This is a genomic window from Agromyces intestinalis (genome assembly GCF_008365295.1).
Lineage (GTDB): Bacteria > Actinomycetota > Actinomycetes > Actinomycetales > Microbacteriaceae > Agromyces > Agromyces intestinalis.
On record NZ_CP043505.1, the window covers coordinates 1421416 to 1433897 of the forward strand.

Genomic DNA, 12482 nt, shown 5'->3' on the forward strand with positions numbered 1-12482 from the left:
CCGAACCTCAGCTCGAAGCGAGCGTGACGAAGAACTCGGTGACCGCGACGCCGGCGCCCCAGACCGCGCCGAACGCGACCTGCACCGCGGTCGCGGCGTCCTGTGGGCGGGTCACGAGGTAGAAGACGGCGAAGGCGATGACGAGCCCGAGGAGGATGCGCTTGACGAGCTTCACGGCGTGGGGGTTCCCTTCGAGACGTTGGCAGGCACGATCCCCCCAGAACGCGCGCGACATCGGCTTTTCTATCGCACCCCGGGCGAGCCCGCGACCAGCGCGCGGGCGCGTCGCGCATCGGGGTGGCGGATAGGATGCGGATGTCCCGATCCGCCGCGGATTCGGATTCACCACGCGTCCCGACACACGTCCCCGAACTGAGGAGCGGCATGGCCGGCATCGATGACGTCGCCCGGCTCGCGGGCGTGTCCACGGCGACGGTCTCTCGCGCGCTCAGCGGACGCGGGCACGTGTCGGCCGCGTCGAAAGCGAAGGTCGAAGAAGCTGCGGCCCGACTCGGGTACGTGGTGTCATCGAGCGCGTCGAGCCTGGCATCGGGTCGCACTCGCAACGTCGGTGTCGTGGTGCCGTTCCTCAACCGGTGGTTCTTCTCGTCGGTGCTCGAGGGCGTGCAGCAGGCCCTGCTGCGCGCCGGGTACGACCTCACGCTGTACAACCTCTCGGGCGACGGCGACGAACGGGCGACCGTGTTCGAGCAGTTCCTGCTGCGCCGACGGGTCGACGCCGTCATCGCGATCTCGCTCGAGCTGACCGAGGCCGAGGTGCGCCGGCTGCACGAGCTCGGCAAGCCGTTGGTCGGGGTCGGCGGGCCGATCCCCGGCGTGCGCACGCTCACCATCGACGATGTCGCGGTCGCCCGGCTCGCCACCGAGCATCTGCTCGGCCTCGGGCACCGGCGCATCGCACACATCGGCGGCGACCTGGAGTTCGACGTCGACTTCCACCTGCCGACGAACCGGCGCCTCGGCTACGAGGCCGCGCTGCGTGACGCGGGGATCGATCCCGACCCGCGGTGGTTCGCACCCGCCGACTTCACGATTCGCGGCGCCTACCACGCCGCCAAGCAGCTGCTCGGGGTTCCGCACGAGCGCCCCACCGCGATCTTCGCCGCCAGCGACGAGATGGCGATCGGCTCGATCCTCGCGGCGCGCGACCTCGGCATGGTCGTGCCTCGTGACGTGTCGGTCATCGGCGTCGACGACCACGACCTCGCCAACTTCTTCGGCCTCACGACCGTCGCGCAGTTCCCCCGCGGGCAGGGCGAGCACGCCGTCGAACTGCTGATGGACGAGCTCGAGCCCGGCAAGTCCCGCGCCGAGCCGTCGGCGACGCCGCTTCCGTTCGAGTTGCGGGTCCGCGCGTCGACCGCCCGACCCGCCGAGTAGCGCCGCGGCGCGAGCTCCGAGGCATCCGTGGCGCCGGTGGCGCCCCGGGCGCCTCTCGCGCCGGTGGCGCCCCGGGCGCCCCTCGCGACCCTCGCGCCCCTCGCGCCCCTCGCTAGACTGACGCGCATGGCAGATTCGACGTTCGACATCGTGAGCAAGGTCGACAAGATGGAGGCCGACAACGCGGTCAATCAGGCCCGCAAAGAGATCGAGCAGCGCTACGACTTCAAGGGCGTCGGCGCCTCGGTCGAGTGGAGCGGCGAGAAGATCCTGCTGAAGGCCTCGAGCGAAGAGCGCGTGAAGGCGGTACTCGACGTGGTGCAGTCGAAGTTCATCAAGCGCGGCATCTCGTTGAAGAGCCTCGACTCGGGCGAGCCGTACCCGTCGGGCAAGGAGTTCCGCATCGAGGTGGGGCTCAAGAACGGCATCGACCAGGAGCACGCGAAGAAGATCGGCAAGATCATCCGCGACGAGGCGCCCAAGACGGTCAAGAGCCAGATCCAGGGCGACGAGCTGCGCGTCTCGTCGAAGAGCCGTGACGACCTGCAAGAGACGATCCGCCTCCTGAAGGCCGCCGACCTCGACGTCGACCTGCAGTTCACCAACTTCCGCTGACTCCGCCATGGAACCAGGTTTGCGCGAATGAACATGATTCATTCGAGGTTCGGTCGCACAGATCCGGTTCAGTCCCGCAGCGGCCGTCACCGGCCGTAGCCTCTGCGCCGAGGGACGCCGAGCGCGATGAGCCGTTCGACCACCGGCCGCACGGCGCGGAACTCGTTCCAGTCCCACCGGTCGAATGCACGCAGGCGCCGGCGTACGGCGTTCTCGCGATCCTTCTCCCTGATCACCGTGGCCGCTGAGGCTTCCGTCGATGCCGACAGGTACTTGCCGCGACCGTCGGCCTCGGCCCCCGCGTCGACCGAGCGCCAGTGGAAATCGAGCAACGCGGTGAACCCGAGTTCGGGAAGCGGGATCGGGTGCTGCAAGGCGGGCGCCTCGAACCCCTGCTCTTCGAAGAGTAGGCGGCTGCCCGTTTCGAGCGGGCTGTCGCTCGAGTCCGTCGCGCGACCGAGGACCGCCTCGACTTTGCTGCTGCCGCGATACGGCAGCAGCCGCTCGTGCAGCGCACGCACACGATCGATGGTCGTCAGCGCGGGTCGATCCTTCGTGCGACGGGGCCGCCGCAGAGCCGCGTCCATGGCGGTCAGCGCATCGGCGAGCGGCGCGATCCTCGCGAGCTGGATGAGCGTCAGTTCCACGCTCGTGATCACGATGCCCCCGACTTCGACGCACTCGCTGCAGCCGAGGTTGCCGACCTCGATCACGCCGGTGCGACGCCGACCGGTGCGGGCGGACGATAAGAGGAACACCTCGCGAGGCCAGGTCTGCGCGAGGATCGGCAGCCCGAGCACCGCGGCAGCGGAGTATGCGGTGAAGACCGGCGCGGCGAGGCTCAACGCGGCGGCGCGCACGATCTCGGCGTACCGTTGCCGCGCGTAGGCGGGGCGTCGTTCCGCCCGTCGGTACACGCCGACCCGCACGCGTTCGAGCGAGCCATCGGCCACCTGCGCCCGAAGTGCGGCGTCGAGCCCGCGCTCGCGCGCCACTCTCGCGAGCACGAACCCATGCGGACCTTCGGGAAGCGATGCATGCACGCCCTCATGCTCACCCCGTCGTTGGCGACCTGAAGCCGCACTGGGCCTTTGGGTGCACGCATGCGCGACACGGTCCCGATGTGGAGGAGCACTCGCCGACTCGCCGACTCGCCTTCAGGTCCGTCGGAGCCACGTTCGCGTGATGGAGCACATCCCGATGGGTGCTCCACCACGCAAATCGGCCTCTATCGGGGGAATCGGCCTCTATCGGTGGGCCGACACGGCGCGGCGGGACAGGCCCGGCGAATCACAGCTAGCGCGGGGCGTAACCGCGCAGCCAGCGGGTGATGGCGGCGTACGCCGCGGCGCGCGCGGGCTCGCGTGAGAGCAGCACGTCGTGCAGGGCGCCGTCGATGCGGGCGATGCTCACGGATGGCCCGAGGCGGGTGGCGCGCTCGGCGATCTCGTCGACCACGAGCACGATATCGCTCGCGCGCATCCCCTCGTCCCACCGGGGCTGGATCATCGACCGTGCCGACAGCAGCGTGAGCACGGGCGCGCCGACATCGATGCCGGCGGCGACGGTCGCGTGGCCCGCGAGGATCGCGGTGAGCCAGGCGGGGTGCACCTTGAACCCGCGGTCGGGCCGCCAGGCGTGGTCGAACTCCCACTCGCCGCCCTGCGCCCGGTCGACCGAGCGAGTGTAGAACCCGAGGTCGACGTTGGGCATGGGCCCCATCGGGTTGATGCGCGCGCCGAACACGATGGCGGGCGCGATCGCCTCGCGCCCGAGGCGGCTGAGCTGGAACTCCAGCCACGGGCTGTTCAGCACCAGCGCCGACGCGCGGCCCGGGTTGCGGGCGGCCCACAGCGAGAGCACGAGGCCGCCGGTCGAGTGCCCCATCAGCACGAGCGGTCGGGCGGATGCTCCGCCTGAAGCCGAGCCGGGCCCCGAGGCATCCGTCGCCCGCCCCATCGCCGCGAGCGCGGCCGCGAGGTCGGCGTCGTACGCGGCGAGGTCGGTGACGTATCCGGGCGTCTGCCACTCGCGCAGGCTCCGCCCGTACTTGCGCAGGTCGAGCGCGTAGAACCGCGCCCCGGCACCGGCCCAGTAGCGCGCGATCTCGGGGTTGAAGAAGTAGTCGCTCCAGCCGTGCACGTACAGCACGTCCGCGCCGGCAGCGGGCCTGCGCCCGCCGATGCCGACGGCCTCGAACACCCGGCGCGCCGAGGGCGCAGGCCGGTAGCGCACCAGTGTCGCGACGACGGGGCCCTCGTCGTCGTCGCCGAGCGGCAGCTCGAGGCGCTCGAACCCGGCTCCGAGCACGTCGGGCTCCCATCGCGTCGGCCCAGTCGGTGCGCTCACGTCCCCTCCCCCGATTCCCACCCTAGGGCGATCGGGCCGGATGCCTCGTCAGCCCGCCGTGACGAGCAGGCTGATCAGCGCGCCGGCCAGCATCGCGGGCCCGAACGGGATCGACCCGCGCCACGACACCCGGCGCAGCGCGAGCGCGGCGATCGCGATCACCCCGCCGACCAGGAACGCCGCGACCAGCCCGACGACCCAGGTCGTGAGCCCGAACCATCCGAGCAGCATGCCGATCGGGGCGGCGAGCTTGACGTCGCCCATGCCCATCGCATTCGGCACGAGCAGGCCGAGCAGCAGGTAGACCCCGAACATCGCGGCGAGACCGGCGAGCGCCCACGCGAGCGACAGCCAGCGGCCCGACACCGCCGACGCGACGACGAGCAGCGCGCCGACGATCACGAGGGTGGCGAGCACGACGGGGTTCGGCAGCCGGTGCTCGACGAGGTCGACGATCGACAGCACGGTCGACGCCGCCGTGAACGCGAGGATCGCCGGCAGCACCGCGAGCCCGTCCGCGTCGGCGAACCGCCACGTCACGACGCCCCACACGACGGCGGTGGTGAGGCTGGCGACGACCCGCACGGTGCGCCGTTGCATCCGATCGTCGCGCAGCTGCCGCTCGGTCCACGCCGCGAGCGGCCACCAGCCGATGACGCCGCCGAGCACGCCCGCGATGAGCACGATGGCAGAGGTGGCGACCGGCATGACGAGACTGTAGCGCCTGCGTCGCGCCACGCAGGCGCGGGGTCCACACCGGGTACGCTCGCAGCGTCCGCACCGACCCGAAGGAGCCTCCGTGAGCGATCGCACCACGATTGACCGCACCCGCCTCGCCGAGCTCGCCGGCCGTGAGCGCCGCAGCTTCGCCGAGCGCAACCCGCGGTCGGCCGCCGCCTACCGCGACGCCCGGCATCTGTTCGGCCGGGTGCCGATGACCTGGATGAACAAGACCGCCGGCGGGTTCCCGCTGTATCTCGACCGCGCCCGCGGCAACCGCGTGCACGACCTCGACGGGCACGAATACCTCGACTTCGCACTCGGCGACACCGGCGCGATGGGCGGCCACTCGCCCGCGCCGGTGGTCGAGGCGGTGCAGCGGCGCATCGGCGAGCTCGGCGGCCTCACCGCGATGATGCCCACGGAGGACGCCGAGTGGGTCGGCGCCGAGCTGACCCGCCGATTCGGCATGGATGTCTGGAGCTTCTCGCTGACCGCGACCGACGCGAATCGGTGGGCGATCCGGTTGGTGCGCGCGATCACGGGCAAGCCCAAGATCCTGTTCCACGCGTACTGCTATCACGGCAGCGTCGACGAATCGCTCATCGTGGTCGGCCCCGACGGGCGCGGCGTCGACCGCCCCGGCAACGTGGGGGCGCCGGTGCCCGTCGCCGAGACCAGCCGGGTGGCCGAGTTCAACGACCTCGACGGGCTCGAACGCGAACTCGCGCACGGCGACGTCGCGGCGGTGCTCATCGAACCGGCGCTGACGAACATCGGCATCGTGCTGCCCGAGCCCGGCTATCACGCCGGCGTGCGCGAACTGACCCGCCGGTACGGCGCGTTGCTCATCATCGACGAGACCCACACGTTCTCGGCTGGCCCGGGCGGTGCGACGACCGCCTGGGGCCTCGAGCCCGACGTCGTCGTGATCGGCAAGGCGATCGGCGGCGGCGTGCCGAGCGGCGCGTACGGGCTCTCGTCGGAGCTCGCCGATCGGGTGCTCGGCCGCACCGACCTCGACCTCATCGACATGGGCGGGGTGGGCGGCACGCTCGCGGGGTCGCCGCTCTCGGTCGCGGCGATGCGCGCGACGCTCGAGCAGGTGCTGACGGATGCCGCGTTCGAGCACATGTCCGCCCGCTCGATCGAGTACACCGCGGGTGTGCAGGCGATCATCGACGAGTTCGCGCTGCCGTGGTCGATCAACCGGCTCGGCGCGCGCGCCGAGTTCCGCTTCGCCGACCCCTCCCCCACCACCGGCACGGCCGCCGCGGCGGCCGCCGACGCCGAGCTCGAGGACCATCTGCACCTGGCGCTCGCGAACCGGGGCATCCTGCTCACCCCGTTCCACAACATGGCGCTGATGAGCCCGGTGACCACGGCGGCGGATGTCTCGACCCACGTCGAGACGCTGCGCGCCGTCGTGGCCGAGCTGGTGGGGTGAGCTGCGCCTACGCCTCGCCGCGCGAGATGTCGACCATCTCGTCGCGCGGCACGACTTTGATGCGGGCGCGCCCCTCTGCGGAGCCGAGCGCGAGCTCGTGCTCGTCGAGTCGGTGCCACCCGTCGAGGTCGGTCCAGCGGATGCCGCGCTCGTCGAGCAGTTCGACGATCGACTCCTCGTCGGGCGACTCGGGGTTCCACCAGTTGCCGAGGTCGTTGATGAGGTGCCGCACGGTCTCCATCGCATCGGACTTCGTGTGCCCGATGAGCCCCACCGGGCCGCGCTTGATCCACCCGGTGCAGTAGACGCCGTAGACCTGGCGGGCGTCGCCGGTCTCTTCGTCGTGCACCATGACCTGGCCCTCGTGGTTCGGGATCACGCCGAATTTCGTGTCGAACGGCACGCCGGGCAGCGGCGACCCGAAGTACCCGACGGCGCGGTAGATCGCCTGGATCGGCAGCTCGCGGATCTCGCCGGTGCCGACCACGCCGCCCTCGCCGTCGGGCGCAGTGCGCTCGTATCGGATCGCGCCGACCCGGCCGGTGCCGTCGTCGACGATCTCGAGCGGCTTCGCGAAGAAGTGCAGGTGCAGGCGCCGCGACGCCTGGCCGACCTCGCGCTGGCGCCACTGCTGCAGCACCTTGTCGATGACGAAGACCTGCTTGTTACCCGACACCGCGGCGCGCGCGGCGTCGTCGTAGTCGAAGTCCTCGTCGGAGACGATCATGTCGACGTCGCGCAGCTCGCCGAGTTCGCGCAGCTCGAGCGGTGTGAACTTCACCGACGTCGGGCCGCGACGGCCGAACACGTGCACGTCGGTCACGGGCGAGGCCTTCAGGATCTCGGCGACGTTGTCGGGAATCTCGGTGACCATGAGGTCTTCGGCGTGCTTGGCGAGCATGCGCGACACGTCGAGCGCGACGTTGCCGTTGCCGATGACCGCCACCTCTTTCGCCTCGAGCGGCCAGGTGCGGGGCACGTCGGGGTGACCGTCGAACCAGCTCACGAACTCGGCGGCGCCGTACGAGCCCTCGAGCTCGATGCCGGGGATGTTCAGGTCGGCGTCCTTCACTGCGCCGGTCGCGAAGATCACGGCGTTGTAATGGCGTTTGAGGTCGTCGAGGGTCAGGTCGGTGCCGAACCGCACGTTGCCGAAGATGCGGATGTCGCCGCGGTCGAGCACGTCGCGCAACGCCGTGATGATGCCCTTGATGCGCGGATGGTCGGGTGCGACGCCGTATCGGACCAGGCCGTACGGCGCCGGCAGGTGATCGAACAGGTCGATCGAGACGTCGAAGTTGCGCTCGGCCTTCAGCAGGATGTCGGCGGCGTAGATTCCGGCGGGGCCCGCGCCCACGATGGCCAGGCGCAGCTTGTTCCTCGTCACTAGTTCGATCTCTCCACGATGGTGTCGGCGAAGCGCGTGAGCGCCTTCTTCACGGGGCCGTCGGGCAGCGGCGCGAGCGCGTCGACCGCCTCGCGGGCCCATCGGTGCGCCTCGGTGAGCGTGGCGCGGGTGGCGTGGTGGTCGCCCAGTTCGGCGACGATGGCGTCGATCGTCTCTTTCGAGGGCACGACGCGTGCGGCCTGCGTGTTGGTGTCGAGGGGGTCGACGAGCGTGAGCGGGTCGGCCGGCAGCACGTCGCGCTCGATGCGATCGAGCAGGTCGGCCGACGAGGCATCCGTCTTGGCCAGTTCGCGCAACCGCAGCAGCGGAAGCGTGACGACCCCGGCGCGCAGGTCGGTGCCGGGCACCTTGCCCGTCTGCTCGGGCTGCAACGAAAGGTCGATGACGTCGTCGATGAGCTGGAAAGCGACGCCGATGCGCTCGCCGAAGTCGACGATCGGCTGCTCGAACCTGCGGTCGGCGCCCGAGAAGATGATGCCGGCCTGCGCGGCGGCGGCGATCAGCGAACCGGTCTTGTCGCCGAGCACGGCGAGGTAGTGCTCGATCGGGTCGTCGCCGGGCTGCGGGCCGACCGTCTCGTGCAGCTGGCCGAGCACGAGCCGTTCGAACGTGCCGGCCTGCAACCGGATGGCGCCTTCGCCGAGCCGCGCCATCAACTGGCTGGCACGCGCGAACAGCAGGTCGCCGGTGAGGATCGCGACCGAGTTGCCCCACACCGTCTGTGCGCTGGGCACGCCGCGGCGGCGCTCGGAGTCGTCCATGACGTCGTCGTGGTAGAGGCTGCCGAGGTGCGTGATCTCGATCGCCTGCGCGGCGGTCACGACCGCGTCGGTGACGCCGTCACCGAGCTGCGCCGTCAGCAGGGTGAGCATCGGGCGCACGCGCTTGCCCCCCGCCTCGAGCAGGTACCGGGCGGATGCCCCGGCGATCGGGTCGGCGAACGCGACCTCGTCGACGAGACCGGCCTCGACACGGTCGAGTCCGTCGTCGATGGCCTTGGCCATCGCGCGGTCTGCCGCCGAGGCGAAGACCCGCTCGCTGAGGCCCAGGTTGGCCGCGAGCGAGGAGCCGCGGCGCAGCGCGGGAACGCTCGGTTTCACCCCATCAGCCTATCGGGAGGTTTCCTGCACGGATGCTCCGCGGGTGTGCGGGGGTCGCCCCGCGGGTCGAGGAGCGAGCGCCGGCGAGCGTACCGAGACCTCGTGAGGTCCCGTCGGGGGGTCTCGATACGCGCTTCCCGCTACTCGACCGGCGGTGTGCCGGGCTTGCGCCCGCGATGCAACGCCACGATGCCGCCGGTGAGGTTGCGGTACGCCACCTCACTCCAACCGGCGGCGCGGATGCGTGCGGCGAGCGCGGCCTGGTCGGGCCAGGCGCCGATCGACTCGTTCAGGTATTCGTAGGCGGTGTCGTTCGAGCTCGTGAGCCGCACGAGCGAGGGCATGATCCAGCGCTGGTAGACGTCGTACCCGGTGCGCATGAGCGGGTTCGCGGGGTGCGAGAACTCGCACACCACGAGCCGGCCGCCCGGCTTCGTCACGCGCAGGAACTCGCGCAGCGCCTGCTGCGGGTCGTTGACGTTGCGCAGCCCGAACGAGATGGTCACGGCGTCGAACTCGTCGTCGCCGAACGGCAGGTCGGTCGCGTCGGCCTCGACGAACACGAGGTTCGGCACGTGCGCCTGCCGCTGCCGGCCGACCTCGATCATGCCGGGCGAGAAGTCGGCGGCCACGACGGATGCCCCGCTGCGCGCGAGGCTGGCACTGGACGTGCCGGTGCCGGCGGCGACGTCGAGGATCTTCTCGCCCGCCTTCGGGTCGACGGCGCGGGTCGTCGCCACCCGCCACAGCGGGGCGTTGCCGACCGACAGCACGTTGTTCGTCAGGTCGTAGCGGGCCGCGACCCCGTCGAACATCGCCGACACCTGCGACGGGTCCTTGCCGAGGTCTGCACGCATGCGACCAGCTTAGGCGGCGGGCCCTGCCGGGCGTCTCACTGCGCCTCGCAGGCGGGTTCCCACGTGCCGACCGTGACGGGGCCGACGGTCGGCGTGTGCCGCACGACGGGCCGCACCGCGCCCGGCTCGGATGCCACGTACCGCACCTCGAGCACCGACGTGCGCCCGGGCAGCATCTGGATTCGGGTGTACGCGACGGGCCGACCGTCATCGGTCGTCGTGGCGGCGGGCACCCGCTCGCCGTCGACCAGCACCGACCCCTGATACGAGCCGGGTGCCCCGTAGACCGCCACGTCGACCGCCATTACGCCGACGTCGACCCCGTAGCCCTGCGGCCGGCCGGCCGTGACGTACCGGGGCAGGCTCTGCCACGCATCGTTCGGCGCCGTGCTCGTCGCGGTCACGCGCACGACCACCTCCTGCCGGCCGTCGGCGCGGCATTCGACAGTGCCGGCGTCGACCGCAAGGTCGAGGAACGGGTCGAACTTTCCGCCGGTGGCATCGTTCAAGTAGACCCCGTACGAGTCGGGGCCCGCGGCATCGAGCGCGGCGAGGGGTCCGCCGAGGGCGGTGTCGGCGAGCACCGCCTGCTCGTCGGGGTGCGCGCTCCAGATCGAGATGCGTCCGTCCTGCGCCGATGAGACAGCCGCATCCACGAGCGAGCGCGGATCGTGACCGCCCGACGTGACCGCGGCGAAGACCGCGTGCCCGACGTCGGCGAAGAAGGCGTCGAGCGTCCCCTGGTCGTCGATACGCAGATACGAATCGACGAGCAGCTGGCGCACGACGTCGTCGGCCGTCAACGTGAGACCGTCGACCTCGACCGCTCCGATGGCGCGGAGAAAGGCGGCGAGCACGCCGGGGTCCACCGCGATGACCCCGTCGACCTGCACTCCGGTCGCACCGGCCCAGAACGCACGCGCCAACCGCGCGGTCTCGTCGAAGTCGGGCGTCATCGTGACGTCCTGCACGAACCGGCCGGGCAGCGAGCCGTACAGGTCGGCCGTTGCCGTGCCGAGCGGCAGGATGGGCGCGTCGAAGGCGGGGATGTCCGAGTTCGAGCGGATCGGTTCGAGATCCATCGTGCCGTCTTCGACGTGGACGACCGCGAGTGCGCCCGGAATCCCTCCGGTCGCGCGCACCTCGGCGTTGTTGAGGATGAGCACGAGGTAGTCGCGTGGCCCGTCGAGCCCGAGCATCGGCGCGATGAGCGGCCCCGCGGTCGAGATCGCCTCGGCGTACGGGCGCGCCTGCTCGAGCAGGTCCGACAGTCGATCCCTGGCGTGCGCGACCGGGGAGACGAGTCCCTCGCGATCGATCGCGGCCACCGCGTTCGCGGCGTCGGCGAGTTCGGCGCCCACGCCGGAAGCCGCCGAGCCGAGCGCGGCGAGCGGCGCCGGATCGAACCGGCCGTCGCGGATGCGCAAGCCGTCGCCGGAGAGCTGCCCCGCCACGCCGACCAGCGGTTTCGCAACGTGCTGGGCGAGCCGGTCGCCCACCGCGGCGAGCGTGCGAACGGCGGCGAGGTCGTCGCCGATCCAGGGCAGGTGTTCGGCGGTGCGCCACACGGGATCGTCGGTGAGTTCGACGGCGCGCGCCGTGTGCGCGGTGAGCTCGTCGATCGAGTCCCCGAGCTCGGTCGGATCCGCCTGTGCGACGTCGACGATCCGTTCGACGACGGGAACCGCGGCCTCGAGCTCCTGCTTCGCCGTGAGTGCGCGCACGCCGATCCACGCCGCTGCGGCCGTGACCGCGACCGCGGCGAGCACGAGTACGCCGAGTACCACGCGCAGCCTGCGGCGGCGCGGTGCAGGCGCCTCTGCGCGCGGTGCCCGGGTCATGCGCCCCGGACTACTCGCTGGTGCGTCGCCGACGGGCGATCGCGAGCGCGATGCCGCCGACCGCGATCAATCCGAGTGCGCCGGCACCGATGCCGATCCACGCCGCACCGTCGAAACCGGTCGAGGCGAGTCCGGGGTCGGTCGCCGACGCGGCATCGCCGCCCGCCGGCGACGCCTCGGCCGGAGGAGCGACGAGGCACAGCGGCGTCGCGGGCGGGTAGCTGAGGGCCACCGGGATCTCGGGGTTCACCGTGATCTCGGCCTGGATCTCCTGTCGGGTCCACGCGAAGTTGCCGTCGGTCTCGACCCATTCCCCATCGACGAACGCCCAGCCGGGCCAGCCGTCGCCACGCCCGTCGGCTCCGATCGAGGCGCCCGGCCAGAGCACTCGACCCGTGAGCACGCCATCGGACCCGATGGTGCCGAGCGGGATCGAGTGCGTGTTGCCCCCGCCGCTCAGCACGAGCGTCGCTTCGTGCGATGTGGCCTGCGAGTCGGGATCGGTGAGCACGACCCGATAGTCGATCCACGGGACGTCGGCCTCGCAGCTCGGCGACACCGTGGAACCGGCCAGGGTCAGTCGCCCGGGCGGGTCGGGAACATAGTCCTCCGCGCTCGCGGGCGCCGGAACGGCGAGCACGCCCGCGGCGACGACGATGAGGGCAGCGAGAACTCTCGAGTACACAACGTCCTCCGGGAGCCGGCGATTCGGGTAGGTGGGGGTGCTGCCGACTCTGACTGAAC

Annotated in this window: 12 protein-coding genes; 3 read left to right on the plus strand and 9 right to left on the minus strand. The window is 71.3% G+C overall.

What is annotated here, in order from left to right:
- Positions 1-7 precede the first annotated feature (7 nt).
- A complete protein-coding gene (locus tag FLP10_RS17380; RefSeq protein ID WP_168209119.1) occupies positions 8-175 on the minus strand; it encodes a hypothetical protein in 168 nt (55 codons plus the stop codon).
- Positions 176-384: 209 nt separating this feature from the next.
- On the opposite strand from FLP10_RS17380, the gene FLP10_RS06560 reads away from it, so the two are divergent.
- The gene (locus tag FLP10_RS06560; protein WP_149160141.1) at positions 385-1401 is read left to right on the plus strand and encodes a LacI family DNA-binding transcriptional regulator; all 1017 of its coding nucleotides are present in this window, start codon (positions 385-387) and stop codon (positions 1399-1401) included.
- Positions 1402-1527: 126 nt separating this feature from the next.
- Positions 1528-2016 (plus strand): YajQ family cyclic di-GMP-binding protein, encoded by a 489-nt coding sequence (locus FLP10_RS06565; RefSeq protein ID WP_149160142.1) that lies wholly within the window; start codon positions 1528-1530, stop codon positions 2014-2016.
- A gap of 86 nt (positions 2017-2102) precedes the next feature.
- On the opposite strand, the gene FLP10_RS06570 is transcribed toward FLP10_RS06565, so the two are convergent.
- The 3 genes from FLP10_RS06570 to FLP10_RS06580 all read right to left on the minus strand — a co-directional run bounded on the left by FLP10_RS06570 (position 2103) and on the right by FLP10_RS06580 (position 5073).
- Entirely contained in the window at positions 2103-3059 is a 957-nt protein-coding gene (locus FLP10_RS06570) for a hypothetical protein (protein ID WP_149160143.1), read from the minus strand.
- Positions 3060-3312: 253 nt separating this feature from the next.
- A complete protein-coding gene (locus FLP10_RS06575; RefSeq protein ID WP_149160144.1) occupies positions 3313-4365 on the minus strand; it encodes an alpha/beta hydrolase in 1053 nt (350 codons plus the stop codon).
- Between the two features lie 48 nt (positions 4366-4413).
- Positions 4414-5073 carry a prepilin peptidase gene (locus tag FLP10_RS06580; protein ID WP_149160145.1) on the minus strand — a complete coding sequence of 220 codons (660 nt, stop codon included), beginning with the start codon at positions 5071-5073 and terminating at the stop codon, positions 4414-4416.
- A gap of 91 nt (positions 5074-5164) precedes the next feature.
- Here FLP10_RS06580 and FLP10_RS06585 point away from each other — a divergent pair, with 91 nt between their 5' ends.
- The gene (locus FLP10_RS06585; protein ID WP_149160146.1) at positions 5165-6532 is read left to right on the plus strand and encodes a transaminase; all 1368 of its coding nucleotides are present in this window, start codon (positions 5165-5167) and stop codon (positions 6530-6532) included.
- Between the two features lie 7 nt (positions 6533-6539).
- Here the strand turns inward: FLP10_RS06585 and FLP10_RS06590 are convergent, their stop codons facing one another.
- The 5 genes from FLP10_RS06590 to FLP10_RS06610 all read right to left on the minus strand — a co-directional run bounded on the left by FLP10_RS06590 (position 6540) and on the right by FLP10_RS06610 (position 12423).
- Positions 6540-7919, minus strand: a complete 1380-nt coding sequence (locus FLP10_RS06590; protein ID WP_246150235.1) for an FAD-dependent oxidoreductase — start codon at positions 7917-7919, stop codon at positions 6540-6542.
- Positions 7919-9040, minus strand: coding sequence for a polyprenyl synthetase family protein (locus FLP10_RS06595; RefSeq protein WP_149160148.1), 1122 nt, complete (start codon positions 9038-9040; stop codon positions 7919-7921). The genes FLP10_RS06590 and FLP10_RS06595 overlap by 1 nt, the downstream gene beginning before the upstream one ends.
- Positions 9041-9180: 140 nt before the next feature.
- Positions 9181-9897, minus strand: a complete 717-nt coding sequence (locus FLP10_RS06600) for a demethylmenaquinone methyltransferase (RefSeq protein WP_149160149.1) — start codon at positions 9895-9897, stop codon at positions 9181-9183.
- Positions 9898-9932: 35 nt separating this feature from the next.
- Positions 9933-11738 (minus strand): DUF4012 domain-containing protein, encoded by a 1806-nt coding sequence (locus tag FLP10_RS06605; protein ID WP_149160150.1) that lies wholly within the window; start codon positions 11736-11738, stop codon positions 9933-9935.
- Between the two features lie 10 nt (positions 11739-11748).
- Positions 11749-12423, minus strand: coding sequence for a cell wall protein (locus FLP10_RS06610; RefSeq protein ID WP_246150237.1), 675 nt, complete (start codon positions 12421-12423; stop codon positions 11749-11751).
- Positions 12424-12482 lie beyond the last annotated feature (59 nt).